This window comes from Gordonia sp. N1V (assembly GCF_029269935.1).
Lineage (GTDB): Bacteria > Actinomycetota > Actinomycetes > Mycobacteriales > Mycobacteriaceae > Gordonia > Gordonia polyisoprenivorans.
The window spans coordinates 57,634-82,672 of sequence record NZ_JARJDD010000022.1 but is presented as its reverse complement, the minus strand read 5'-3'; the positions used below and the strand labels follow the sequence as shown (position 1 = coordinate 82,672).

At 66.4% G+C, this 25,039-nt stretch carries 22 protein-coding genes; 14 read left to right on the top strand and 8 right to left on the bottom strand.

The genetic code is table 11. The annotated features are described in order from the left end of the window. The first annotated feature begins 108 nt into the window (after positions 1 to 108). Positions 109 to 2,661: an ATP-dependent chaperone ClpB gene (gene clpB / locus P3L18_RS22845; RefSeq protein WP_276115317.1), complete on the top strand. Its 2,553-nt coding sequence runs from the start codon at positions 109 to 111 to the stop codon at positions 2,659 to 2,661. Positions 2,662 to 2,858: 197 nt separating this feature from the next. Here the strand turns inward: clpB and P3L18_RS22840 are convergent, their stop codons facing one another. Then, positions 2,859 to 4,499 (bottom strand): HNH endonuclease, encoded by a 1,641-nt coding sequence (locus P3L18_RS22840; protein ID WP_276115316.1) that lies wholly within the window; start codon positions 4,497 to 4,499, stop codon positions 2,859 to 2,861. A 456-nt stretch (positions 4,500 to 4,955) separates the two neighbouring features. On the opposite strand from P3L18_RS22840, the gene P3L18_RS22835 reads away from it, so the two are divergent. The 3 genes from P3L18_RS22835 to P3L18_RS22825 all read left to right on the top strand — a co-directional run bounded on the left by P3L18_RS22835 (position 4,956) and on the right by P3L18_RS22825 (position 7,057). Further along, on the top strand, positions 4,956 to 5,555 hold the full coding sequence (locus tag P3L18_RS22835; protein WP_276115315.1) for a DNA-3-methyladenine glycosylase I: 600 nt from the start codon (positions 4,956 to 4,958) through the stop codon (positions 5,553 to 5,555). A 77-nt stretch (positions 5,556 to 5,632) separates the two neighbouring features. After that, positions 5,633 to 6,628, top strand: a complete 996-nt coding sequence (locus tag P3L18_RS22830) for an oxygenase MpaB family protein (RefSeq protein ID WP_276115314.1) — start codon at positions 5,633 to 5,635, stop codon at positions 6,626 to 6,628. Between the two features lie 18 nt (positions 6,629 to 6,646). After that, positions 6,647 to 7,057, top strand: a complete 411-nt coding sequence (locus P3L18_RS22825) for a nuclear transport factor 2 family protein (RefSeq protein ID WP_006371834.1) — start codon at positions 6,647 to 6,649, stop codon at positions 7,055 to 7,057. An 8-nt stretch (positions 7,058 to 7,065) separates the two neighbouring features. On the opposite strand, the gene sigK is transcribed toward P3L18_RS22825, so the two are convergent. Together sigK and P3L18_RS22815 are read right to left on the bottom strand one after the other, a co-directional pair. After that, complete coding sequence (sigK, locus tag P3L18_RS22820; protein ID WP_006371835.1) at positions 7,066 to 7,632, bottom strand: ECF RNA polymerase sigma factor SigK; 567 nt, start codon at positions 7,630 to 7,632, stop codon at positions 7,066 to 7,068. 244 nt (positions 7,633 to 7,876) lie between these two features. Then, positions 7,877 to 8,263 carry a TraR/DksA C4-type zinc finger protein gene (locus P3L18_RS22815; protein WP_094601141.1) on the bottom strand — a complete coding sequence of 129 codons (387 nt, stop codon included), beginning with the start codon at positions 8,261 to 8,263 and terminating at the stop codon, positions 7,877 to 7,879. Between the two features lie 87 nt (positions 8,264 to 8,350). Between P3L18_RS22815 and P3L18_RS22810 the strand changes: the two genes are divergently transcribed. Beyond that, positions 8,351 to 8,761 (top strand): PPOX class F420-dependent oxidoreductase, encoded by a 411-nt coding sequence (locus P3L18_RS22810; protein WP_079930956.1) that lies wholly within the window; start codon positions 8,351 to 8,353, stop codon positions 8,759 to 8,761. On the opposite strand, the gene P3L18_RS22805 is transcribed toward P3L18_RS22810, so the two are convergent. Further along, the gene (locus P3L18_RS22805) at positions 8,745 to 9,293 is read right to left on the bottom strand and encodes a DUF6611 family protein (RefSeq protein ID WP_276115313.1); all 549 of its coding nucleotides are present in this window, start codon (positions 9,291 to 9,293) and stop codon (positions 8,745 to 8,747) included. The genes P3L18_RS22810 and P3L18_RS22805 overlap by 17 nt on opposite strands. Before the next feature lie 52 nt (positions 9,294 to 9,345). On the opposite strand from P3L18_RS22805, the gene P3L18_RS22800 reads away from it, so the two are divergent. The 9 genes from P3L18_RS22800 to P3L18_RS22760 all read left to right on the top strand — a co-directional run bounded on the left by P3L18_RS22800 (position 9,346) and on the right by P3L18_RS22760 (position 20,239). Continuing rightward, positions 9,346 to 9,552, top strand: a complete 207-nt coding sequence (locus P3L18_RS22800) for a hypothetical protein (protein ID WP_276115312.1) — start codon at positions 9,346 to 9,348, stop codon at positions 9,550 to 9,552. A 211-nt stretch (positions 9,553 to 9,763) separates the two neighbouring features. Continuing rightward, positions 9,764 to 9,862, top strand: a complete 99-nt coding sequence (locus tag P3L18_RS22795; RefSeq protein ID WP_020169933.1) for a potassium-transporting ATPase subunit F — start codon at positions 9,764 to 9,766, stop codon at positions 9,860 to 9,862. 5 nt (positions 9,863 to 9,867) lie between these two features. Then, positions 9,868 to 11,760 carry a potassium-transporting ATPase subunit KdpA gene (kdpA, locus tag P3L18_RS22790; RefSeq protein ID WP_276115311.1) on the top strand — a complete coding sequence of 631 codons (1,893 nt, stop codon included), beginning with the start codon at positions 9,868 to 9,870 and terminating at the stop codon, positions 11,758 to 11,760. Beyond that, entirely contained in the window at positions 11,757 to 13,895 is a 2,139-nt protein-coding gene (kdpB, locus tag P3L18_RS22785) for a potassium-transporting ATPase subunit KdpB (RefSeq protein ID WP_276115310.1), read from the top strand. Before kdpA ends, kdpB begins: the two co-directional genes overlap by 4 nt. Positions 13,896 to 13,902: 7 nt before the next feature. Continuing rightward, positions 13,903 to 14,529, top strand: a complete 627-nt coding sequence (locus P3L18_RS22780; protein WP_276115309.1) for a potassium-transporting ATPase subunit C — start codon at positions 13,903 to 13,905, stop codon at positions 14,527 to 14,529. Positions 14,530 to 14,556: 27 nt separating this feature from the next. Further along, positions 14,557 to 17,103, top strand: coding sequence for a sensor histidine kinase KdpD (locus tag P3L18_RS22775; protein ID WP_276115308.1), 2,547 nt, complete (start codon positions 14,557 to 14,559; stop codon positions 17,101 to 17,103). Next, positions 17,096 to 17,797 (top strand): response regulator, encoded by a 702-nt coding sequence (locus P3L18_RS22770; RefSeq protein ID WP_006371845.1) that lies wholly within the window; start codon positions 17,096 to 17,098, stop codon positions 17,795 to 17,797. Before P3L18_RS22775 ends, P3L18_RS22770 begins: the two co-directional genes overlap by 8 nt. A gap of 212 nt (positions 17,798 to 18,009) precedes the next feature. Then, a complete protein-coding gene (locus P3L18_RS22765) occupies positions 18,010 to 18,756 on the top strand; it encodes a GntR family transcriptional regulator (RefSeq protein ID WP_205741432.1) in 747 nt (248 codons plus the stop codon). Positions 18,757 to 18,847: 91 nt separating this feature from the next. Further along, positions 18,848 to 20,239, top strand: coding sequence for an MFS transporter (locus P3L18_RS22760; RefSeq protein ID WP_006371847.1), 1,392 nt, complete (start codon positions 18,848 to 18,850; stop codon positions 20,237 to 20,239). A gap of 67 nt (positions 20,240 to 20,306) precedes the next feature. On the opposite strand, the gene P3L18_RS22755 is transcribed toward P3L18_RS22760, so the two are convergent. The 4 genes from P3L18_RS22755 to P3L18_RS22740 form a co-directional block, all read right to left on the bottom strand. Continuing rightward, entirely contained in the window at positions 20,307 to 21,248 is a 942-nt protein-coding gene (locus tag P3L18_RS22755; RefSeq protein ID WP_276115307.1) for a hypothetical protein, read from the bottom strand. A gap of 126 nt (positions 21,249 to 21,374) precedes the next feature. Beyond that, positions 21,375 to 22,568: a M20 family metallopeptidase gene (locus P3L18_RS22750; protein WP_276115306.1), complete on the bottom strand. Its 1,194-nt coding sequence runs from the start codon at positions 22,566 to 22,568 to the stop codon at positions 21,375 to 21,377. Further along, positions 22,565 to 23,812 carry a PLP-dependent aminotransferase family protein gene (locus P3L18_RS22745; protein WP_276115305.1) on the bottom strand — a complete coding sequence of 416 codons (1,248 nt, stop codon included), beginning with the start codon at positions 23,810 to 23,812 and terminating at the stop codon, positions 22,565 to 22,567. The genes P3L18_RS22750 and P3L18_RS22745 overlap by 4 nt, the downstream gene beginning before the upstream one ends. Before the next feature lie 9 nt (positions 23,813 to 23,821). Next, positions 23,822 to 25,015, bottom strand: coding sequence for a M24 family metallopeptidase (locus tag P3L18_RS22740; protein ID WP_208792811.1), 1,194 nt, complete (start codon positions 25,013 to 25,015; stop codon positions 23,822 to 23,824). Between the last annotated feature and the right edge of the window lie 24 nt (positions 25,016 to 25,039).

Sequence of the window (25,039 nt, the reverse complement as noted above, 5' to 3'; positions counted from 1 at the left end):
AACTGCATAAGTTGAGCGGAATGCACTCAACCTTGCTCGCGTTGTAGGAGTCGAACGGCCATACTTGAGCCGTACCGACTTAAGAACGTAGAGAAAGGTGCACCCGAAGTGGACAGCTTCACCCCGACCACCAAGACACAGCAGGCGTTGAGTGCTGCGGTGCAGGCGGCGGCCGCTGCTGGTAACCCCGACGTGCGTCCCGCCCATATCCTGGTCGCTCTGCTCGACCAGTCCGACGGCATTGCCGCGCCGCTGCTCAAGGCGGTGGGGGTCGATCCGTCGACTGTTCGTACGCAGGCTCAGGGCATGGTCGATCGCGCGCCGACGGTGGCCAGCGCCAGCGCTCAGCCGCAACTGTCGCGCGAGTCGATCGCCGCGGTCAGTGCCGCCCAGCAGCTCGCGACCGAATTGAACGACGAGTACGTCTCGACCGAACACCTCGTCGTCGGCCTCGCGACCGGCGACTCCGAGGTCGCCAAACTGCTGCACAATGCCGGTGCGACACCGCAGGCATTGCGTGAGGCCTTCGTCGCCGTGCGCGGCAACGCCCGCGTGACCTCCGAGGATCCGGAGTCGACCTATCAGGCGCTGGAGAAGTACTCGACCGACCTGACCAAGGCCGCCCGAGAGGGCAAACTCGACCCGGTCATCGGCCGCGACACCGAGATCCGTCGCGTCGTGCAGGTGCTCTCCCGTCGGACCAAGAACAACCCGGTCCTCATCGGTGAGCCCGGCGTCGGCAAGACCGCCATCGTCGAGGGGCTCGCCCAGCGCATCGTCGAGGGCGATGTGCCGGAGTCGTTGCGCAACAAGACCGTCATCTCGCTGGACCTCGGTTCGATGGTCGCCGGCGCGAAGTACCGCGGCGAATTCGAGGAGCGGCTCAAGGCCGTGCTCGACGAGATCAAGGGTTCGGCCGGTCAGGTCATCACCTTCATCGATGAGCTGCACACCATTGTCGGCGCCGGTGCCACCGGCGAATCCGCGATGGATGCGGGCAACATGATCAAGCCGATGCTGGCCCGTGGTGAGCTGCGACTGGTCGGCGCGACCACGCTCGAGGAGTACCGCAAGTACATCGAGAAGGACGCTGCGCTCGAGCGCCGCTTCCAGCAGGTCTACGTCGGGGAGCCGAGCGTCGAGGACGCCATCGGAATTCTTCGCGGCCTCAAGGAGCGCTACGAGGTGCACCACGGCGTGCGCATCACCGACTCCGCATTGGTCGCTGCGGCAACGCTTTCCGACCGCTACATCACCTCGCGATTCCTCCCCGACAAGGCGATCGACCTCGTCGACGAGGCCGCCTCGCGGTTGCGGATGGAGATCGACTCGCGCCCCGTCGAGATCGACGAGGTCGAGCGTGTCGTCCGACGCCTCGAGGTCGAAGAGGTAGCGCTGGAGAAGGAGCACGACGAGGCGAGCAAGGACCGGCTGGAGAAGTTGCGTCAGGAACTGGCCGATCAGCGCGAGAAGCTCAACGAGCTCTCGGCGCGCTGGCAGTCGGAGAAGACCGCCATCGACGCCGTCCGCGACGTCAAGGAACAGCTGGAAAACCTTCGTGGAGAAGCCGACCGCGCCGAGCGTGATGGTGATCTGGGACGGGCCGCCGAGCTCCGGTACGGCCGAATCCCGGGCCTGGAGAAGGAACTCGAGGCCGCGATCGAGAAGACCGGCACCGATCCCGACCAGGACGTGATGCTGCAGGAGGAGGTCGGCCCCGACGACGTCGCGCAGGTCGTGTCGGCGTGGACGGGTATCCCCGCGGGCAAGATGCTCGAGGGGGAGACCGCCAAACTGCTTCGCATGGAACAAGAGCTCGGGCGCCGGGTCGTCGGGCAGCAGGCCGCCGTGGTGGCGGTCTCGGATGCGGTGCGTCGTGCACGTGCCGGGGTTGCCGACCCCAACCGGCCGCTCGGATCGTTCCTCTTCCTCGGACCGACCGGCGTCGGCAAGACCGAGCTGGCCAAGGCGCTGGCGGAGTTCATGTTCGACGACGAGCGCGCGATGGTGCGCATCGATATGAGTGAGTACGGCGAAAAGCACGCCGTGGCACGACTTGTCGGTGCCCCTCCGGGCTACGTCGGGTACGAGCAGGGAGGTCAGCTGACCGAGGCGGTGCGTCGTCGGCCGTACACGGTGGTGCTCTTCGACGAGGTCGAAAAGGCGCACCCGGACGTCTTCGACATCCTGCTGCAGGTCCTCGACGAAGGACGCCTGACCGACGGCCAGGGCCGCACAGTCGACTTCCGCAACACCATCCTGATCCTGACCTCCAACCTGGGGTCCGGCGGCGACGCCGATCACGTGATGGCGGCGGTGCGGGCGGCATTCAAGCCGGAGTTCATCAATCGTCTCGATGACGTGGTGATCTTCGATGCGCTGAGCCCCGAGGAACTGGTGTCCATCGTCGACATCCAACTGGGACAACTGCAGAAGCGGCTGGCGCAGCGTCGACTGGAACTGCAGGTCACGCCGAAGGCCAAGGAATGGCTGGCCGAGCGCGGATTCGACCCGCTATACGGTGCCCGGCCGCTGCGGCGTCTGGTGCAGCAGGCCATCGGCGACCAGCTCGCCCGAGCCCTGCTGGCCGGTGACATCCGCGACGGTGACATCGTTCCGGTCAACGTCAGCGCCGACGGAGAGTCGTTGGTGCTCGGCTGATTTCACCCAAGAGATGGGCTGTCCCACTGCGGTGGGGCAGCCCATCTCTCATCTTCGGGTGCGCTTTTTCTGATGGTCGAGAACCCTTCCTCCGATGGTCGAGGCGCCCTTTCCCTGGTGGTCGAGGTGTGAGGCGCGTGCGCCGAGCCTCGAGACCCGGTGAGCCACAGCTGGTTCCACCCCACAGCAGTACCATGTCACCGTGGGTAGGTGACAATCACCTGCCCCGTCCGTCGGTTCCGCCACTCCACCCGCCGATCGGTGTAGAGCGTCGGCACCCACTCGGCGAGGTGTTTGCGTTGGTGATCGGCCCGACACAGCGGGATCAGGTCGCCGAGCACCGTCCAGCCTCCGGCTTCGGGGTCGGTGTGGTTGAACGGTCGCCAGTGGTCGAGGTCGCACAGGTGTGACGGCATCCCGCAGTAGGGGAACCGGCACCACGCATCATTGGCCAACACCTCAGCGCGCAACTTTGCGCTGGGTGCATACGTCAATGCCCCAGGGGGTGGCACGGTGTGACCACCGTGTCCGGTCGGATCCGCCGGCGGGGCTTGCGGCCGGTCGGAGATCTGCGGGATGAGTGGTCCCGCGGCCCGGGCGGATTCGGGGTAGTGGATGGTTTTCGCCACGTCGGCGAGGGTGGTGGCGTAGTCGGGGTCGATCGGCCCGTATCCCTGCAACCGAGGCACGAGAATCCCGTCCGGGTCCTTCAACACCGTCAGTACGGGTGCTCCGGGCACCACCAAAGCCCGCCCGAATGCCACCGGCACCTCATCCGGCGTCGGTGGATTCATCGGGTCGGGGACGGCGGGTTCGGCGACGGGCTCCACCGGATCGACCACCTCCTGCGCAGCGCAGGGCTCCGGCGCACTAGAAGGTTCGACGTCCTCGAGTTCGGGAGCGTCGGCATCGGCGGGTTCGGGTAGCAGGTCGTCCCACGCTGCCGCGTCGTCGGCGTCAGTGGGTGTTTCGGCCGACCCGTTGCTGTCTGTGCTGCCGCCTCGTTTCGGGCAGTCATGTTGTCCGCATTCGCAGTCGAGGTGCGCGCCGGGCACGCCGGTGATCTCCCCGAGGGCGATCACCCGCAGCGACCCCACGCGGCGGGGGTCCTTGCGGCAGGTGCGTTCATCGATCAGCGCCTCGATCTGGGTGGTGAGGAATACCCCGTAATGGGCGGGGACGACCGCGTCGAGAGCGGAGTGCCCGGCAACGTCGGGGGTGATGGTGACGTTTCCCACCAGGTCGGTGATGGTGTCGCGGTCCTCGATAACGCTGTCGGGGTTCATCGAGATCAGTGCGGCGTCGAGTTGTTGCGATAGCACTGGGTCGGTGGTGGCGCGGGATCCGTAATCCAGGACGATCTCTTCGAACGACATCTCGGACTCGTCACCGTCGGTGCTTTCGCTGTCGGTGTCGCTGTCGGTCTCGGTGTCCGCGCCACGTTGGGCGGCGCGCGCCATGATCGAAGCCCGGTTGGTGGAGAGTTCCCCGTTCAGATAGGCGGCACGGATCAGCGGTAGCTTCTCCAGGAGGTCCGCCAGCGCTATCCAACTCCCGGCTTTGCTGCGGGAGACCTTGAACTGCAACGACACCTCGGCCCGGCCGAGTCTCTCGGCATGCTCGACGACGGAACCCCACACACCGGTCTCGGGCCGATCGGCCAGATGCTCGTGAAATACCCGCTCCGCCAGCGCGGCGGCAGTCAGCACCGTCCGGGCTTCGTATTTGCGGGACTCGCGTAGCAGGTCCGGGCCGGTTTCGGTGAGCTCATCGCGCGACATGGCTGTGATCGCGGCAGTGTCGGCATCCGGATCGGTGAACGTCAGCAGACTCGACATCTGAACAACCTCCCCCCCCGCGATCGGACTTGATGAGAACAAGTGTACGAAGGGGTACCGACAAAACCGGTCCGGCGATCGCGCGGCTCGAGAAATCTGTGGACAACTTTTTTCCGACGCGTCGAGTGGGCGCTCCATTGCGTCGAGTGGGTGGTGGATGTGGTTGCGATGCTTGTCATCTCACCATGGTCTCGAGGCTCGCCGCACGCGGCTCGCACCTCGACCACCGATAAGAACGACACCTCGACTTTTGGAAAGTGGGACACGTTGACCACCGATAAGAAGGACACCTCGGCCATCGGTCAAGCGGGCCTCGATCCTGCCTCGATCCTTGGTCGGCGTGTTCGAGCTGAGAGTGGTAGTGCCATAGCGAAAAGTCGCGGGCCTCTCGGTGGCTACGATCGATTTGTCGGACCCGACAGGTACGTTCGCCGGGTGGAACGCGAGGAGAGCGGAATGTCGGATGTGATCGTCGGGGACGACGGGATCTCTCGTTGTACCTGGGCGGCTCGGGAGCCCGAGACCACCTACCACGACACCGAATGGGGATTCCCGCTGTCGGGGGATACCGCCCTGTTTGAGCGGGTCTGTCTCGAGGGATTCCAGTCGGGGCTGAGCTGGCGGACCATCCTCACCAAACGGGAGAACTTTCGGAAAGCGTTCCGTGGCTTCGACATTGCGACGGTTGCTCGCTTCGGTGAGGCCGACGTGGCGCGGCTTCTCGGTGACGCGGGCATCATCCGGCATCGCGGCAAGATCGAGGCGTCGATCAACAATGCGCGCCACGCCGAGGATCTCATCGACGTCGAGGGCTCGCTCGAGGCGTTCTTCTGGCGGTACGCACCAGACCGGGACCATGAGCCGGGGTCGATGACGACCTCTCCCGAATCGCTGGCGCTGTCGAAGGACCTCAAGAAGCTGGGGTGGCGGTTCGTTGGCCCGACGACGATGTTCGCGCTGATGCAGGCCGCCGGATTCGTCAACGACCATGCCTACGACTGTGCGATCCGGCCGACCGTCGATGCCGCGATCTCCGCACACCCGCGACCGTCGTGAGGCGATCGTTGACCGGTGGCGGGGCGTGAGAGTAGCGTCACATGTGGTAACAGTCGTATCCAGATAGGGGCTGGGTCATGGTGAGCGCAACGACGACCCGAACAGCGCCGGTCGGCCGCCGGCATCCGACGACGATGCTCGACCTGATCACCGTCGAGGGTCTCACCAGCGGCGTCGCGAACATCATCATGCAGTTGTCGTTACCGCCGGTTGGTGTGGGCGTCAACGAGAGCCGCGTGGTGTCCGGTAGCCCGCGGCGGTATCCGATGAAGCGCACGCGCACCACCGGTACCTATCTCGCGGTGGCGTTGCTCGGCACCGAGGACGAGAAGAACCAGCTGCGCGCGGAGGTTGCGCAGATGCACAAGCCCGTCGTCTCCACCCCGGACAGTCCGGTGCGCTACAGCGGCAACAGTCCTGACCTCCAATTGTGGGTCGCCGCCTGCCTTTTCCGCTTCTATCTCGACCAGTACACGATCCTCTACGGCGATCTGACCACCGCCGAGCTCGACGTCCTCGTCCGTGCCGGAGAGCCGCTGGCCACCGGCGTCAACGTGCGTCCGGCGTCCTGGCCGCAGACGTGGGCGGAGTTCACCCAGTATTGGGAAGGCATGCAATCGCACCTGTCCATCTCCGCAGAGGTGAAGCGGGACTTCGAGACGCTGTCGAACATGGAGTTCGTTCTCGAGGCGTGGGGGCCGCTCGGACGTCCGTTCCCACTGTTGCTGGGCAAGCACTACCAATTCATGACCCGCGCGAACCTGCCGCCGCGATTCCGGGAGCTGATGGGGTGGGACTGGACCGATCGCGACCAACGCAACTTCGACCGGGCGCTGGCAAGGATGCGCGTGCTCGACCGCGTCGGCGGACGTCAACTCGCCTTGGGTTTGCTGTGGTCGTACATGATCGACTTCCGCCTTCGTCGGCGACTTGGCATCCCGGTACTCGGCACACTCCGCGTGACGCAGATCCCGATACGTGACGGCGGCGGTGTGCGACGGCTGGCGCGGCGCTGGTGGCGTCAGGTGCAGAAGGGCGGCGTACCACGACGGTTTGACTTCAATCGAGCTTGAGGTCTTACCGTCGTTGTCATGACGAACCACGGTGACAGGCCGTACCTCGCGCCCGCCCATCCGGACGCGCTCGACGTGGCACATCGACTCGTCGCCGCGCTACAGCTCGGAATGGACCGCTCGGACGCGGATGCCTACGACGCGATGTTCGCTGCCGACATTCTTTGGGGATCACCCAAAGGTGCGGTATTGCAAGGCTTCTCCACCTTGAACTGGATTCATCAGCGGCTGTTCGCTCAAGCCGTGGCGCCACCGTCGGACTTCTCGGTGGCGCAGGCCGCAATGATCGCGCCCGGAGTGGTGGTTGCCCAGATCGGACGCCACGCACGCGGGGGTGGATTCTCCGAGATGGCGATGTACGTGCTGGTCGAGCGGGACGGACGATGGTGGGTGACAGCCGGTCAGAACACCCCGATCGCTGATGATTGAGCCGGCTGCTACGCCGCAACGCCCGACATCTGCGGGGCAAGTCGCTTGAGTCCCTGGCGGATTCGAGACTTGACGGTCGGTAGCGCGACGCCGAGACGATCGGCCACCTCCCGGTAGGTCAGCCCCTCGAAGTAGGCGAGCTCGATCGACTCGCGCTGCAGTGGGGTGAGGACCGACAGACTCGATCGGATCTCGCGATTCGTATCGTGACGCTCGGCGAGTTCGCTGACCACGTCGCGCTCGACCCGCGAGCCGAGATCGGCTGTGCCGTAATCGATCGTGCGGCGCCGGCTCGCTGTCTCCGATCGCACCCGATCCACCGCGCGACGATGCGCGAGGGTCATCAGCCAGCTGATCGCCGAGCCGTTGCCGACGGCGAACCCATCCGCCGAGCGCCATACCGCGAGATACACCTCCTGAGTGGCTTCCTCGCTCATTCCGGCGTCGCGCAGCACACGTCGGGTCATGCCGTAAACGCGTGCCGAGGTGAGGTCGTAGAACCGCCCGAAGGCCACCTGATCGCCGGAGCCGACACGCGTCAAGAGCACGTCGAGATCGTCGTCGTGTGTGCTCATCGGACTCCTTAGGGGCTGGGTGGTCAGACATCCGATGTGGATTCGGTGGCGAATCACCGGTGTCCGGCCTCTGCGTCTCGACGCTATGTACCGATTCGGGTTGCCACCACGGCCCGTGACCAAACGCGACGCATTAGCAACGCGGATAACGGTTTGATAACGCCGAGCTCGCGACGGCGCTGTCGCGGGGTGGGGAGGGCGCTGTCGGCGTGCTGGAGGGCGCTGTCGCGGGTAGGGGCGGACGTCACCACCGCGAGGTCGGGTTGCGCATCGCGCAGGCCACGCACTGCCGAGCGGCCGGTAGCACCTCCAGGCGTTCTGCGCCGATCGGCGAGCCGCAGGTCTCGCACCGCCCGTACTTGCCGTGGCCGACGCGCTCGAGGGCTGCGTCGATCTCGACGAGGCGCGCCCGCGATCGCTCGACCTGGGCCACCAGCTGGCCGCGTTCCACCGCGAGCGTCGAACCCTCGGGGTCGTGCTCGTCGTCGGCGGCCTCGTCGGCAGTCGCCTCGATGACCGCCGAGAGTCGTTGTGACAGAGCGTCGATTAGTGCTGCGGTGCGTGCGCGCTCGGCGCGTAGCGCCTCCCGTGACGGGTCGCTCCTGTCTCGCCTATCGCCGTCCCGGTCCATCGTTACTTTGTACGCCCACACCGCCGGCGCCCACTTGACTTGCACCTTCTGCGAAGTTCGCGGCGGGCGCAGCTCTACGATGGACCCGTGACCAGCGACCCGCACGGCAACACCGGCGCGCCCTTCGACGCCGCGACCACCGCCAAGTTCGTCCTCCTGACGACCTACCGCAAGGACGGCACCCCGGTGTCCTCACCGCTGTGGGGCGTCACCGAGGGCAACGAGATGTTCATGTGGACACCTGCCGACTCGTGGAAGATCAAACGTCTTCGCCGTGATCAGAAGGTCGTCGTCCAGGCGTGTGACCGCATGGGAAAGACGTTGGAGGGTAAGCCGGTCGAGGGTCGGGCCGAGCTGCTCGACGAGGCGGGCACCGATCGCGCCAAGAAGTTATTGGTCGGAAAGTACGGGCTACTCGCCCGACTCGTGATCGCCGGCAGCAAACTACGTCGCGGATCGGCGGGCACCATCGGGATCGCGATCAGGCCTGCCGCCTGAGGGCCGAGCTGTGGCGACGTTCCGGTGTCTGGGTGTTGGTCTTACGGAGCTGTGGTCGCTCGAACACCGGCTTGTCCGGGGTGGTCAGCCGCAGGGTCTGGGCCATGTCGGTGTGACAGCTCGCCCAGATGACCTCGTACTCCACCTCGTCGATCCGCCCGTCGCGCAGGTCGGAGTCGGCATCGCGTAGTCGCGCGGAGATGCGCCGGATCAGCGCGATGTTCGACAGCGACGTCAGGTCGGCGTCGGGACCCGTCCAGCCCTCGACGGACACCGAGGCCGTACGGATGTCCCGGGTGCGTTCGGCGACCACGATCACCAAACCCACCGACACCGCGATCGCCACCGCAAACGCGACGACGAGCGCGGAATTGACGTATCCGCAGATGAAAGCCGTGCCCAGGACGATGGCTGCGACGATCGCCGGAAGCCAGCGCCACGCCCGCATCCAGCGGCGCTGTTCGACAGAGGTCCCCGGCGGGTAGAGCACCATCCGGTCACGGACCCACTGGCGGGCGTAACCGATCTGCACTTATCCCCATCGATAGTCGCCGGCGACGATGCGCCGCGGTGCTGTGCTGCTCATGACCTCAGGTCTAATCCGCGGCTCATCGCGCGGTAAGGGGTTCTCACACGATCTCGACGCCGTGCGCTGGGATTTTGACGCGTCCTTGACGCGCACCGCGAGCTGTTCGGAGGCCCTCGAGCGTCGTGGCCCGATGATCGACGAGCCGGCCGTCGCACCCCCTGATGAGAAGGTCGCGTCAACATTGCCTGCCCGCGCGTATTGATCGCGTTAAGGCACTTCGTCCGATCGGCATCGGGAGCGCAGAGTGGTCCTGCGCACCGGCCGCCGGCCGGTGCATCGGCATGGCCGTCGGTTGGCTCGACGGTTGCGGTGTGAGGAGTGAGAGTGGCTGACTTCCTGTACGTTCTCGCCGCATTGGTGGGCTTCGCGTTGTGCGTGCTCGCCGTGCGCGCCGTCGACGTGAGGATCCGGCGATGACCGCCGACGGCGTGATCAACGTCGTCCTGCTGGCCCTCGCGGTGGTGACGGCCGTCTACCTGATGGTCGCGCTGATCTTCCCGGAAAGGTTTTGAGCCCGATGAATCCCGCTCTGGCCGCCACCTTGCAGGTGGCGCTCCTCCTCGTGGTGCTGGGCCTGGCCTATGTGCCGCTGGGCGACTACATGGCCTCGGTCTATCGCAGCGAACGCGACCTCGGGGCCGAGCGAGTGCTGTATCGCCTCGCCCGGATCGATCCGAAGCGCCAACAGACCTGGGTCGGCTATGCGCTTGCGGTGCTCGCCTTCTCGGTCGTCAGTGTTCTGTTCCTCTATCTGCTGCAGCGACTTCAGGGTGTATTGCCCTGGGCCGACGGCAAACCCGGGATCAACCCGGCGACCGCGTTCAACACGGCGGTCTCCTTCGTCTCGAACACCAACTGGCAGTCGTACTCACCCGAACAGGTGATGAGCAACCTCACCCAGATGATCGGTCTGGCGGTACAGAACTTCGCGTCGGCGGCGGTGGGCCTTGCGGTGGCCGTCGCGCTCATCCGCGGACTGGTGAACCGGCGCGGCGATGGTCAGCTCGGCAACTTCTGGGTTGACCTCGTCCGCGGCGTCATCCGAATCCTGTTGCCGCTGAGCATCATCATGGCGGTCATCCTGATCACACAGGGTGCCGTCCAATCGTTCAAGACCGGCTTCGACTTCACCACGCTCAACGGTGCGTCGGCACACAGCGTCGTCGGACCGTTCGCCTCACAGGAGGCGATCAAGGAACTCGGAACCAACGGCGGCGGAACCCTCTCGGCCAACTCGGCCCACCCCTTCTCCAACCCGACGCCGCTGAGCAACATCGTGGAAATCATTGCGCTGCTGATCATCCCGGTGTGCCTCACACGGACCTACGGCACGTTGGTCGGTGACCGGCGTCAGGGATACACCCTGCTCGGTGTGATGGCCTCACTGTGGGGCATCATGCTGGCCGTCTCCTGGTACTTCGAGTCGCGCACCAACGGTGTGGCCGCGCAGGTCGCGGGAGCGATGATGGAGGGCAAGGAACAACGATTCGGCATCCCGGCGTCGGTGTTGTTCGCGGTGTCGACGACGGGAACCTCGACCGGCGCGGTGAACTCCGCCCACGACAGTTTCTCCGCCGGTGGTGGCGGTGTGTTGCTGTGGAACATGCTGCTCGGCGAGGTCGCGCCAGGCGGCGTGGGCTCGGGACTCTACGGAATCCTGATGATGGCGGTGGTCACCGTCTTCGTCGGCGGACTGCTGGTCGGACGGTCTCCGGAGTTCCTCGGAAAGAAGGTCGGGCAGAACGAGATCACCATGGCAGCCCTCTATGTGCTGGTGATGCCGGCACTCGTGCTGATCGGTGCGGGCATCACGGTGGTCCTCTCCTCGACGCTCGACGCGCAGGGCAACGGTGGGTCGCCCGGAACCGCGGGGTCGATCCACGGATTCAGTGAGGTGCTCTACGCGTTCGCGTCGGCGGCCAACAACAACGGCAGCGCATTCGGTGGGCTGACCGTGACCAGCGACTGGTTCCAGAGCTCGTTGGGCTTCGCGATGCTCCTCGGTCGGTTCCTGCCGATCGTGTTCGTGCTGGCGCTGGCCGGTCTGCTGGCGCGCCAGCGGCCGCGGGGTGCGAAGGCCGATGGGCTGGAACCAGCACCGGGGCAGGAGGTCTCGAGGCTCGGCGCCGGGGCGCCTCGCACCTCGACCAGCGGTCCGGGGAGAGGTGGCGACGCAGTGAGCGCCGGGGCGCCTCGCACCTCGACCAGCGGTCAGGGGGCGGCCGATGGGGACGCAGACGCCGACAGCCGTGGCGCGGTCGCGCTCGAGGCCCGCACCGACACCGCATCGACCCTACCGACGCACGGACTCCTGTTCGGCGCGTTGTTGTTCGGAACCATCCTGCTCGTCGCAGGACTCACCTTCTTCCCGGCCATGGCGCTGGGACCGATCGCGGAGGCAGCTCTGTGAGTGTGGATACGATCGACCGGACCGACGGCCGGCACAAGCCCATCGACGAGTCCGCCGATGCCCCGGAACTGGTGTCGGGCGGTGCATTCGACGCCCGCAGCCTGATCACCTCGTTGCCGCAGGCGGCGCGCAAACTGAACCCCAAGGACCAAGCCCGCAATCCGGTGATGTTCGTGGTGTTCCTCGGCGCCATCGTCACCACGGTGCTCGCGATCTGGCGGCCGTCGTGGTTCTCCTGGCTGATCGCCGCATGGCTGTGGTTCACGGTGATCTTCGCCAACCTCGCCGAGGCGGTCGCCGAGGGACGCGGCCGTGCACAGGCGGACAGTCTGCGAAAGGTCAAGCGCGACACCATGGCCCGACGGATCGGCGCCGATGGTTCGACGGTCTCGGTATCGGGCAGCGATCTCGTGGTCGGCGACCGGATCATCGTCGAGGCCGGTGAGGTGATCGCTGGTGACGGCGACGTCATCGAGGGCATCGCGACCGTCGACGAGTCGGCGATCACCGGCGAATCCGCGCCGGTGGTTCGCGAATCCGGTGGGGACCGATGCGCGGTCACCGGTGGCACCGTCGTGCTGTCGGATCGCATCATCGTCAAGATCACCACGGCGCCGGGAGAGACCTTCGTCGACCGGATGATCGCGCTCGTCGAGGGCGCCGCCCGCAAGAAGACCCCCAACGAGATCGCGCTGGACATCCTGCTCGCGAGCCTGACGGTGATCTTCCTGCTCGCCGTCGTCGCGGTCGGTCCGATGCAGCAGTACGCCGGGCAGAGCCCCGATCCGATCAAGTTGATCGCGCTGCTGGTCTGCCTCATCCCGACGACGATCGGGGCGCTGCTGTCCTCGATCGGTATCGCCGGGATGGATCGGTTGGTGCAACGCAATGTGCTGGCGATGTCTGGCCGGGCGGTTGAGGCCGCCGGCGACATCGACACCCTGCTGATGGACAAGACCGGCACGATCACCTTCGGTAACCGGCGGGCCACCGAGATCTTCCCCGGCCCCGACACCTCCACCGCCGACCTCGCGTCCGCCGCGTATCGGTGCAGTCTCACCGACGACACCCCCGAGGGCCGCAGCATCGTCGATCTCTGTCTGCAGGAGCATCAGGTGACCCCGATGGCCGCCGATGACGCCGACGCGGCGCGCGGTGGTGTTCACCCGAACTACGACGTCGTCGCCTTCACCGCCGAAACCCGCATGAGCGGAATCGATCTGCACGACGGCCCGTCCGACGTCGCCTACCGCAAGGGCGCCGCCGACGCGGTGACCCGCTGGATCGGCCGGCTCGGCGGCTCGGTACCGGAGGTCGTCACCGATCGCGTCGCGGAGATCTCGCAGGGTGGTGGCACGCCGCTGCTGGTCGCCGTCCACGACGTCGACGGCGCACGCATCCTCGGTACCATCCAGCTCTCCGACGTGGTCAAGCCCGGAATGCGCTCGCGCTTTGCGCAACTGCGGGCGATGGGCATCCGCACGGTGATGGTCACCGGTGACAATCCGTTGACCGCCAAGGCGATTGCCGACGAGGCCGGGGTCGACGACTTCGTCGCCGAGGCCACCCCGGAGGACAAACTCGCCCTGATCCGGTCCGAGCAGGCAGGCGGACGGCTGGTCGCGATGACCGGCGACGGCACCAACGACGCCCCGGCGCTCGCGCAGGCCGACGTCGGGCTGGCGATGAACACCGGGACGTCGGCAGCCAAGGAAGCCGGCAACATGGTCGACCTCGATTCCGATCCGACCAAACTGATCGAGGTCGTCGCCATCGGCAAGCAACTGCTGATCACCCGCGGCGCGCTGACGACGTTCTCGCTGGCCAACGACCTCGCGAAGTACTTCGCGATCCTGCCGGCGATGTTCGCGGTCATCTACCCGCAACTGCATGTGCTCAACATCATGCACCTGCATTCGGCGCAGTCGGCGATCGTCTCGGCGATCGTGTTCAACGCCCTGATCATCGTCGCGCTCATCCCGCTGTCGTTGCGTGGCGTCAAATACCGGCCCAGCTCGGCCTCGCGCCTGCTCGGCCGAAATCTACTGATCTACGGCCTCGGTGGCGTCGTGTCACCGTTCGTCGGGATCTGGTTGATCGATCTCGTGGTCCGTTTCCTTCCGGGAATGGGGTGAGGAAGTCATGAACACCGTCATCTCCACCTTCGTGCGGCAGTGCGTCGCCGCGATCGGTGTCCTGCTCGCGCTGACCGTCGTCGTCGGCGTCGCCTATCCGGCGGTCGTGTGGGCGGCGTCCCGATTGGACACCCATGCCGCCGAGGGCTCCCAGGTCGTCGACGCCCGCGGTTGCGCCGCCGGCTCCTCGATCATCGGCATCGACCCACAACCCGTTGCCGGACAACCCGACTCGTTCCTCCACGCCCGCGTACTCGGATCGGCCGACAACCCGATGGCGCCGGGTGACCCGTCGTCGTCGGCGGCGAGCAACCAGGGACCCAACAGCCAGACACTGGCCACCGAGATCGAGGCGCGCCGAAAGATCATCGCGCAGCGCGAAGGGGTGGCACCGACGGCGGTGCCGGTCGATGCGGTCACCGGCTCCGGGTCGGGTCTGGACCCCGACATCAGCCCGGCCTACGCGGCACTGCAGGTACCCCGCATCGCCCGCAACAGCGGCCGCACCCCCGCACAGGTCCAGGCGATCATCGACGCGCACACCTCCGGCCGGGAGTGGGGCTTCCTGGGTCAGCCGACCGTCGATGTGCTCGAGGTGAATCTCGCCCTGGGACACACCGTGTGCCGGTCGTGACGGCACTTCGCCGATAGACTCGGACGCATGGTTTCCACTGCCGACGCCCGGGGCACCCTGGAGGTTTTCCTCGGCTGTGCCCCGGGCGTGGGCAAGACCTATGAGATGCTCGCGCACGCACACGATCTGATCGGTGAGGGCGCCGACGTGGTGATCGCCGTCGTGGAGTCCCACGGGCGGTCGGCGACGGCCGGTCTGATCGAGGGCATCGAGGTGATTCCGCGACGCCGCATCGTCTATCGGGGTACCGAGCTGGAGGAGATGGACCTCGACGCGGTGCTGGCCCGCCACCCGCAGGTGGCCCTCGTCGACGAACTCGCCCACTCCAATGTCCCGGGATCGGCGAATGCCAAGCGCTGGCAAGACATCGACGTTCTCCGGGATGCCGGGATCGATGTGCTCACGACGGTCAACATCCAGCATCTCGAGAGTCTCAACGATGTGGTCGCCCAGATCACCGGCGTCACCCAGCGGGAGACCGTCCCTGACGCGGTGGTGCGCGCCGCCGACCAGATCGAGCTCGTCGACATCGCCCCGCAGGCGCTGCGGCAACGACTCTCGGCGGGCAAGGTCTATCCCAGCGGCCGGATCGACGGCGCGCTCGCCAACTACTTCCGCCAGGGCAACCTGACCGCGTTGCGTGAGCTCGCGTTGCTGTGGCTGGCCGATCGCGTCGACGACAATCTGGCCGATTATCGTGCCGCGCATGCGATCACCGACACATGGGAGGCCCGGGAACGGGTGGTGGTGGCGATCACCGGTGGGGCCGAATCGTCGACGCTGATCCGCCGCGCCAGCCGCATCGCCTCACGGTCGAGTGCCGAGCTGATCGTCGTACACGTGGTCCGCGGTGACGGGCTCGCCGGTCGCTCCGGTGTGGAACTGTCAGAACTGACCGAACTGGCCGCCGGATTCGGTGCCCGCGTGCACTCCATCGTCGGCGACGACATCCCCACCACGCTGCTGGAATTCGCGCGCGGGGTCAACGCGACCCAGCTGGTGCTCGGCACGTCTCGGCGGCCGCGGTGGAAGCGGATCTTCGACGAGGGGGTCGGCGCGACGGTCGTCGCCAGCAGTGGACGGATCGACGTCCACATGGTCACCCACGAGGAGACCGCGAAACGCAACCGCCTCGACATCCGCGAGACCCGGTTCCACCGGCCGCTGAGCTGGGTCCTGGCAGTGGTGGTACCGCTGGTGATGACGGGTATCCTGGCCATCCTCGACCGCTGGCTCGGATTCGCCAGTGAGACAGCGTTGTTCTTCGTCACCGTGCTGGCGATCTCGATGCTCGGCGGTGTTGCCCCGGCCGCGTTGTCGGCAGTGGTCTCCGGTGTGCTGCTCAACTACTTCTTCACCGCACCGCGGTTCACCCTGACGATCAACGAACCGGACAATCTGATCACCATCCTGGTGATGCTCGTCATCGCGATAGCGGTTGCCGCGCTGGTCGATTCGGCCACTGTCCGACGGGTGCAGGCACAACGGGCGGCGCGTGAGGCCGAACTGCTCGCGGTGTTCAGTGACGCCGTCCTCGGTGGCGCGGACGTGGCGGGTCTGCTCGAACGCGTCCGGGAGACCTACGATCAGCGCGCGGTGTCGGTGGTGCACCGCCGTGCCGACGGCAGCGTCGAGGTCAGTGCTGCGGTGGGAGAGGACCCACCACAACGTGATTCGGAAGCCGATACCGTTCTGCCCGCGCGGGGCGACGAGTACGAGTTGCTGCTGTGCGGGGCGTCGCCGAAGGCGCAGGATCGCCGGGTGCTCACGGCCGTCGCCACCCAGGCGGCCGCCGCACTCGAACGCGCCGATCTCGAGGCCGGGGCCGCCGCCGCGCGGGCCCTCGCGCAGACCGACGAACTCCGGCGGGCATTGCTGTCGGCGGTGAGCCACGATCTGCGTACCCCGCTGGCCGGTGCGAAGGCGGCCGTGTCGAGTCTGCGCAGCGAGGAGGTGACGTTCTCGCCGGAGGACACCGCCGAATTGTTGGCCACCATCGAGGAATCCGTCGATCAGCTCTCGGCTCTGGTTGCCAACCTGCTGGACTCGTCGCGGCTCGAGGCCGGTGCGATCCGTCCGAACATGGCGCGCACCTATCTCGTCGAGGTGGTGCACCGGGCGGCCAACCGCAGCGGACCGGCCGCCGCGGGCATCACCTTCCGGTTCGGTCATGTCTGGGCATGGACCGACGGCGGGTTGCTGGAACGGGTGCTGGCCAATCTCATCGACAACGCGGTGCGCCACGGCGGCGGGCAGGTCGAGGTGGCGACCTCGCTCGACGAGTCGGACCCGCAGTCGCCGCGCACGATCATCGAGGTCGTCGACCACGGGCCCGGGATTCCGGTCGAACGGCGTGAGCAGATCTTCGACGATTTCCGCCAGGGCTTCGATCGCAACGGCTCCGATGGCGGTGTGGGGCTGGGCCTTTCGGTCGCCCAGGGTTTCACCTCGACGATGGGTGGCAATCTCGCCGTCGTCGACACCCCCGGTGGCGGTACGACGATGGTGGTGGATCTGCCCGCCATCGAGCAGTCGGAGCAGTCCGCGCCCGCGGAGGGGGTGGCGCATGGCTGACGGGGCACGTGTGCTCGTCGTCGACGATGAGCCACAGTTGTTGCGGGCGTTGCGGATCAACCTGAAAGCACGTGGTTTCGACGTGACGACCGCGGCGACCGGCGCAGCCGCACTGGCGGCGGCGGCCAAGACCAACCCGCAGGCGGTGGTACTGGATCTGGGGCTCCCCGACATCGACGGATTCGAGGTGCTCGCCGGTCTGCGCGGGTGGACGAACGTGCCGGTGATCGTGTTGTCGGCCCGCGGCGAGGCCGTCGACAAGGTCGCCGCCCTCGATGCCGGTGCCGATGACTACGTGACCAAACCCTTTGGGATGGAGGAGTTCGTCGCACGCCTGCGGGCCGCGATCCGCCGCGGGGCGGGTTCGTCGGGGGAGCCGACCGCCGAGAACCCTGTGGTGTCAGCCGGGTCGTTCACGGTCGACCTCGGTGCCAAACAGGTCACGCGCAACGGCGAACGGGTACATCTGACTCCCACCGAGTGGGGAGTGCTGGAGATGCTGGTGCGCAACGAAGGCAAATTGGTGGGCCAGCGCGAGATCCTGACCGGTGTGTGGGGGCCCACCTACACCGGCCAGTCGAACTATCTGCGCGTTTACCTTGCGAGCCTGCGCCGCAAGCTCGAGGAGGACCCCGCTCACCCCAGGCATCTGCTCACCGAGGCGGGGATGGGCTACCGGTTCGTTCGGGAATGAGTCCGATGTTGTTGTCACCGGACCAACCGCCGGGGTAGATTGTCAACAATCTAACAATTAACGCTGCGGCATGCGAAAGGTGGTCTCCGTGACGAATCACCACCTCGGGTGCATCGTCGCAGCTCACCGGGTTGCACGCGGCGCGAGCAGGCCGAAATGCGCAGCGGAAAGCTGACATTGGGCCGTGTAGCGAGTAAGAAGGAAGAACAGAGATGGCGAATATGCGGTCTACTGGTGATGGGAGATCGGCCTCGGCACGCAAACGCGTGCTGGCGCCGATCGTGCAGGAGTCCACACCTGCGATCATCGCCCGGAAGTTGCATGAGGCCATCGCCAACGGTAGTTTTCCGCCTGGTTCGCAGTTGACGGAATCGGGTCTGGCGGCCGACCTCGGGGTCAGCCGTGGTCCGTTGCGCGAGGCGATGCAGCGGCTCACCGCAGAGGGTCTGCTGGTGAGCCACCGCAACCGGGGTCTGTTCGTCGTCTCGATGGACGATGACGACATACGCGACATGTACATAGCACGCACCGCCGTCGAACGGGCCGCGATCGAGCAGGTCATCTCCGCCGATGACCCGGAATCGGTTGCGGCCCTCAATGATGCGGTGGCCATGATGCGCGAGTGCGTCGATGATCCGAACGGTGAAGCCATGGCCGAAGCGGATATGCGGTTCCATCAGCGATTGGTGGAAGCCGCAGGTAGTCAGCGTCTTTCGCGGCTGCACGAGACGATCCGCGTGGAGACGCGAATGTGTCTGCGGGCCATGCGAGGAACGTACGCCTCGGGAAAGGAACGAATCGACGAACACCAGGCATTGGTGGACGCCATCGCGGCAGGAGATCCGCAGGCGGCCGACGTGCTGATGATCGAACACATGAGGGATGGGCTGCACCGCTTGATCGGTGACGTCGTGGGCGGACAGGAGGGGTCCGGGTCCACTGCGGAGATCGCGTTGTAGGGCAACGCGATCGACATCGCCCTCGAGATCATCGCCCACCGATGTGAGTCAGCCCGACGACACTGGCCCCGACTCCACCAGGAAGGCACAGATGGCTACGGCAAACTCCTCGGCAACATATGAGGATCTCGCGCCCGATCCGGAATCGCGCGAAGGAAAAGCGCTACTGCGCAAAGCGATCGCCGCATCGGCGATCGGCAACGCCACCGAGTGGTACGACTACGGCGTCTACGCCGCGACCACCACCTATCTCACCCACGCATTCTTTCCCGGTCATCTCGGCACGATCGGCACCATGCTCGGCTTCGCGATCTCGTTCGTGTTGCGTCCGCTCGGCGGCATGATCTGGGGACCGATCGGCGACCGGATCGGACGAAAGTCCGTGCTGGCGATGACTATCCTGCTCATCTCGGGGGCAACGGCACTGATCGGTGTGCTGCCCACGCATGCGGTGGCGGGGATCTGGGCGCCGATCCTGCTCATCGCGCTACGCGTGATCCAAGGGTTCTCGACCGGCGGCGAATACGGCGGTGCCGCAACGTTCATGGCCGAGTACGCCCCCGATCGCAAACGAGGCCGATTCGGCTCGTTCCTCGAATTCGGCACCCTCGCAGGCTTCTCGGCCGGCACCGCGATCGTGCTGCTGCTCGAACTGCTACTCAGTGACGATCAGATGCAGACGTGGGGCTGGCGCATCCCATTCCTGATCGCGCTGCCGATGGGTCTCATCGGTCTGTACCTGCGCTCGCAGATGGAGGACACCCCGGTCTTCCAGGAACTCGAGCAGGACAACGAGATCAAGGGCACGGCGTGGACCAGGTTCAAGGATCTCCTCTCGAACTACTGGCAGCCGATCCTGACCATGTTCGGCATGGTGATCGCGTTGAACGTCGTCAACTACACCCTGCTTGCCTACCAACCCACCTACCTCAAGAGCACGATCGGGTTGTCGGAGTCGTCGGGCTCGACCGTCGTGCTCATCGGTCAGCTCGCGATGATGGTCGCGATCCCGTTCTTCGGCGCGTGGTCGGATCGGACCGGCCGAAAACCGATGTGGTGGGGCTCGCTGATCGGCCTCTTCGTACTCGCGCTACCGCTGTACTGGCTGATGGGTCAGGGATTCGCCTGGGCCATAATCGGATTCGTCGTTCTCGGATTGCTCTACATCCCGCAGCTCGCCACGATCTCGGCGACCTTCCCGGCGATGTTCCCCACCCAGGTGCGCTACGCGGGGTTCGCCATCTCCTACAACGTCGCCACCGCAGCCTTCGGTGGCACCGCTCCGCTGGTCAACGACGCCGTCGTCGGCGATACCGGCTGGCTGCTGTTCCCGGCCATCTACATGATGGGCGCGTGTGCCATCGGCATGATCGCGATGGTGTTCCTCAAGGAGACCGCGGGCTGCTCGATCCGCGGCACCGAGATCCCGGAGCGGACCGAGGATTTCGCGGTAGCCGACGAAAACGCGGGGGTGCGCAGCTGACGGCCGCGGTGTGATGTGGTGAACGCGGGTGGTGCACCACCCGCGTTCACCATTTCGGTGGGCGGGTTCAGGCCGAGTGGCGTGGGGCCATCAACGCCAGCGTGACCAGCCATTCCGTCAGCATCGCGGCGACGCGACCTTGCTCGAGATCGTCCCACACCCAGCGGACCACCATGACGCCCATGCGTCGCAGAGTGTCCTCACGCTTCTTCTCCCGGATCACCGCGTCGGCGGGCTGTTCGCCCGGGCGAAGGTACTTCATGTACTTGATCCTGCCGTCGAACTCGCCGACCAGCTTCCCGGCCCAGTCGAAATCGGTGCGTGCCACGAATCGTCGGTCATCGTCGAAGAACTCGTGCTGCTGCCGGGGTGTGGGTAGTCCGGCCTCGATCATGACGGCGTGGCTCCAGGCCTCGCCGGGATTCTCGGCCTCCCCGGTGGCATGGTGCAGGGCCCGCCGTGCGACGGCGACGCCGCGCCGTTGGGTGCGCAGGATCTCGACCATGGTGGAGCGGTCGGCGCCGGCGCGGAGTGCCGAGTTGAAGATGGCGAAGGCGCCGGCGAAACCCATCGACGACGTACATGCGACGTCGACCGCCGTACGTTCGATGGTCGGGACGTCGATCCCGTCGACGGTCGTCATCTGTTCGTCGGGGATGGAGCCGACGTGGTCGTGTCGGGTGGACGTACGGGAGCCGTTGACCGCTTTTCCGGTGGTGGTGTGCAAGCGCTGAAGGTTGGGCTTGAGCATGGGAAGGCGATGGAGCGTGGCGGCGGACTGATGGCTGGGCACCGCCGTACCGAACCGCCCGAGCTGGTGCGTCGCGATGACTGCCAGACGGTGCATCTCCGCGCGTGAGCGATCGGCGGTGGTCACAAAGGCGCCCCGCACCAGTGGCACGATGGCCCCGGACCGGCGAGCCTTACGGAGTTCGTCGTCGGTGAAGCCTGCGGCGATGCACGCGTGTCGATAAACGATGCCGTGCTCGTCTGTGGGAAGTGGTGTCATACATGGTTGGACGCACCAAGCGGCCGAAAGGCTCCATCGAAATTTTCGCTGGTCGAGTTGGCGAACGCGGTTGGTGTACCAGCGGCGTTTGCCAACTGACCCCGCGTTCGCACATTCATGGGGCGTTCAGGGGCGCGGAGCGAGGAGGGTCAGGGCCATCTGGGTGTATGCCCTTGCGGCCGTGACCACGTCGGCGATCCGGACGGTCTCGTCGGGCTGGTGGGCCTGGGTGTTGATGTCGCCAGGACCGCAGACGACGGCCGGGATGCCGAGGTCGCGGCTGACGAAGCCGCCGTCGCAGGCGGCGCTCCATCCGCCCACGGAGGTGGCGACGCCGAGGCTCTCGAGTGCACCGACAGTGGTGGCGACGAGGCGGTGATCGGTGGGTGTTTCGAAGCCGGGCATCTCCATGGTGACCCGCACGTCGACGCCGATGCCGTCGGAATCGATGCCCGCGTTGGTGATTCGGGCACGTAGCGCGTAGGCGACGCCGTCGGCGGTCTCGTCGGGCATCAGCCTGCGGTCGATGCCGAGCGCGGCCATCGGGGCGACGACGGAAATGCCCTGCCCGCCGGAGATGGTGCCGACATTCCATGTCCCAGAACCCAGTAGGCCGTCGGCGCGGGCGGTCATCGCCTCGTGGTCGGCGCGAATGAGGTCGACGATCGCGGCGGCGGCGTAGATGGCGCTGCGGCCGTCGTCGGGACGTCCGGAGTGCGCGGCGCGACCGGTCACGTCGATCTCGATGTAGGACGCGCCGCGGCAGCCGCGGACCACGGTGAGATCGGTCGGCTCGGCCACCACACACCCCAGGAACTCGCCGGGATGATCGGTGACGAGATCACGCACGCCGCTGCCGTGTTCCTCCTCGTCGACGGTGCACACCAGCTGCACCGGACCGGTGAGCTCGATGCCGGAGGACGCCAGCGCCGACATGGCGGTCACGATCGCGGCGAGCCCACCCTTCATGTCGGTGGCGCCGCGGCCGATGATCGATCCGTCGGCGACGCGCGCAAGGTAGGGGTCGCCGGTCCAGCCGGGGCCCGCGGGCACGACGTCGGAGTGCCCGAGAAACATCAGACCCGGGCCGTTGCCGCCGGGCAGGGTGGCGACGAGATTCGGCCGGCCGGGTGCGACCTCATGCGTGCTGACCACGAACCCGGCGTTCTGGCACGCCTTTTCAAGGACGGCGACGGCCTGTGCCTCGGTGCCGCCGGGGTTCTCGCTGGGCGCCTGCACCAACGCGACCGTCAGATCGGTGATCTCGTCGGCGTCGATGGGCAGGGCGTCGGTCGGCAGGGGTCCGGGTGCACTGTTCACCCGGCCATCTTCTCAAGACTGCCGGTCAGGCGTCGGATGCCCTCCTCGATTCGCTTGGGAGTGCTCGAGGCGAAGCATAAACGCAACGCATTGCGGAAGCGTCCACCCGGGGACAGTGCCGGGCCGGGAATGAAGGCGACGCCGTCGGCCAAGGCCACCTCGAACAGTTCGCGGGTGTCGATCTCGGCGAACTCGCCCTGCAAGGTCAGCCACAGGAAGAAGCCGCCGTCGGGGTTGGTGGTGGTGACGCGTTCACCCAGATGACGCCCGACGGAGTCGAGCATCGCGTCCTTGCGCGCCCGGTAGAGGGTGCGCAAGGACGCGAGGTGATCGGTCAGGCCGCCGCGCGAGATGTATTCGGCGACGATGTGCTGATTGGGGACGTTGGTGCAGGTGTCCATGGCCTGTTTGCCGTTGATCAGCAGTTGCCGCAGCGACGGGTCGGCATCAACCCAGCCGACCCGCCAGCCCGGCGCCAGGATCTTGGAGAAGGTGCGCACCGAGAACACCAGCGGATCGGCGGGCGAGAGGGTCTGGAAGGTGGGGATGTCCTCGCCGGCGAAACGCAGGAGCCCGTACGGGTCGTCGTCGATGATCACCGCACCCCAATGGTGGGCCAGCCGCAGAAGCTCTCTGCGGCGCTCCTCCGACAGCGTGACGCCCGACGGATTCTGGAACGTCGGGATCGTGTAGATCGCCTTGGGCGTGCGGCGGGTGCGGGCGACGAGGTCCACGAGCGTGTCGACCTGCATGCCGTCGTCGTCGACCGGCACCTCGAGCAGTTGCGCACCGTAGGACAGCGCCGTGGCGCTGCCGTTGGTGTAGGTGGGCGACTCGACGACGACGAGGTCACCGGGATCGACGAACAGCTTGGACGCCAAGTCGAGGCCCTGCATGCCCCCGGTGGTGATGACGAGCCGGTCGTGGCTCGACGGGTCCGGGGTGGTGGCGAGGTAGTCGACGAGCAACTGCAGCAGTCGTGGTTCGCCCTCGGTGGCGCCGTAGGTGAACGAGGTGTTGTCGAGGATCGCCCCGGCGATCTCTCGGAACTCGTCGGCGGGCACCGCCTCGTCGGCGGGGGAGCCCATCGCGAATCGCACGATGTCGTGGCTCTGTGCAGCCAGCAGCGAGGTCGAGGAGTCGATCATCGATCCGACGAGATCCTTGGCGCGCCCGGCGAGTGGGATCGTGGGGGTCGAGTGCGCAGCGGCGGGGTGCGTGGTGGCGGGGTGGATGGTGGTCATGTCCTCACCTCATTTCTGGATCAGTTCGCGGGGGAAACTGGTGAAGGTCTCCACACCGGTCGGGCTGACGCGCACCGACTCGGACAGCTCGAAACCGTAGTTGTCCATCCACATTCCGCAGATGATGTGGAAGGTCATGTTGGTCTCCAGGATCGTCTCGTCCTCGGTGCGGATGCTGATGGTGCGTTCGCCCCAATCCGGTGGATAGCCGATACCGATGGAATAGCCCAACCGGGACGGCTTCTCGAGGCCGTACTTCGCGAGAGTCCAGTTCCAGGTGGAGGCGAGCTCGCGGGTCGGCACCCCGGGACGGATCGCGTCGAGCACATTGTTCAGGCCCTCGGCGGTGGCCTGGGCGACGTAATCCAGATCGTTGGACGGCTTGCCCAACGCGACGGTCCGCGCGAGTGGGCAGTGATATCTGTTGTGCGCGCCGGTCAATTCGATGACGACGGCCTCGTTCTCGACGAATGTCCCCTGATGCCAGGTGAGATGCGGGGTGTCGGCGGCCGCGCCGGTCGGCATCATCGGCACGATGGCCGGATAGTCGCCACCGAACTCCTCGGTGCCGGTGATCTGGGCCTGGGAGATCACCGCGGCCGCATCGCATTGCCGCACACCGACATCGATGGTGTCGATCGCCGCGCGCATCGCCTCCGAGCACACCATCCCGGCCTGCCGCATCAGCTGGATCTCGGCGTCGGACTTGACCGACCGGACCCAGTTGACCAGCTCGAAGCCGTCGACGAGTTTCCACTCCGGGATCGCGTTGTACAGTGCCCGATAGGCTTTCGGTGTGAAGTAGTGCGAATCCATCTCCAGGCCGACCGAGCCGGCCTTGGACGCCGGGGCGATGAGGTGGCGCTGGCGCAGTGCCCACGCGACCCAGTCGAACGGGTGGACGTGCGGCCGGTGGACGTAGCTTTCCGGGTAGCCGACGATCTGCTCCTCGGGAAGCCACGTGGTGCGGTGTGCGCCATGGGCATCCATCTCGCGGGCGAAGAAGACCATGTCGCCCTCGATGGGCACGAACAGCATCTGTGGCGTGTAGAACGACCACGCGTTGTAGCCGATGAGATAGAAGAGATTCGCGGGCTCGGTGACGATGAGTGCCGAAAGACCTTGCAGATCCATCGCTTCGCGCACCCGGGTCAGCCTCCGCTCGTACTCGCTGTCGGTGAACAGCTGCGCGCCGAGGTACATTCATCGCCTCCTTCGTGGCATGGT

Coding starts and splice junctions, on each gene's coding strand:
- P3L18_RS22795 (WP_020169933.1), top strand. CDS start 9,764: ATGACCGCCGACGGCGTGATCAACGTCGTCCTGCTGGCCCTCGCGGTG.
- P3L18_RS22755 (WP_276115307.1), bottom strand. CDS start 21,248: ATGACACCACTTCCCACAGACGAGCACGGCATCGTTTATCGACACGCG.
- P3L18_RS22745 (WP_276115305.1), bottom strand. CDS start 23,812: ATGACCACCATCCACCCCGCCACCACGCACCCCGCCGCTGCGCACTCG.
- P3L18_RS22825 (WP_006371834.1), top strand. CDS start 6,647: ATGACGAACCACGGTGACAGGCCGTACCTCGCGCCCGCCCATCCGGAC.
- P3L18_RS22830 (WP_276115314.1), top strand. CDS start 5,633: ATGGTGAGCGCAACGACGACCCGAACAGCGCCGGTCGGCCGCCGGCAT.
- P3L18_RS22760 (WP_006371847.1), top strand. CDS start 18,848: ATGGCTACGGCAAACTCCTCGGCAACATATGAGGATCTCGCGCCCGAT.
- P3L18_RS22835 (WP_276115315.1), top strand. CDS start 4,956: ATGTCGGATGTGATCGTCGGGGACGACGGGATCTCTCGTTGTACCTGG.
- P3L18_RS22815 (WP_094601141.1), bottom strand. CDS start 8,263: ATGGACCGGGACGGCGATAGGCGAGACAGGAGCGACCCGTCACGGGAG.
- P3L18_RS22770 (WP_006371845.1), top strand. CDS start 17,096: ATGGCTGACGGGGCACGTGTGCTCGTCGTCGACGATGAGCCACAGTTG.
- P3L18_RS22780 (WP_276115309.1), top strand. CDS start 13,903: ATGAACACCGTCATCTCCACCTTCGTGCGGCAGTGCGTCGCCGCGATC.
- P3L18_RS22740 (WP_208792811.1), bottom strand. CDS start 25,015: ATGTACCTCGGCGCGCAGCTGTTCACCGACAGCGAGTACGAGCGGAGG.
- sigK (WP_006371835.1), bottom strand. CDS start 7,632: ATGAGCACACACGACGACGATCTCGACGTGCTCTTGACGCGTGTCGGC.
- P3L18_RS22765 (WP_205741432.1), top strand. CDS start 18,010: ATGGCGAATATGCGGTCTACTGGTGATGGGAGATCGGCCTCGGCACGC.
- P3L18_RS22840 (WP_276115316.1), bottom strand. CDS start 4,499: ATGTCGAGTCTGCTGACGTTCACCGATCCGGATGCCGACACTGCCGCG.
- P3L18_RS22775 (WP_276115308.1), top strand. CDS start 14,557: ATGGTTTCCACTGCCGACGCCCGGGGCACCCTGGAGGTTTTCCTCGGC.
- P3L18_RS22800 (WP_276115312.1), top strand. CDS start 9,346: ATGACCTCAGGTCTAATCCGCGGCTCATCGCGCGGTAAGGGGTTCTCA.
- kdpA (WP_276115311.1), top strand. CDS start 9,868: ATGAATCCCGCTCTGGCCGCCACCTTGCAGGTGGCGCTCCTCCTCGTG.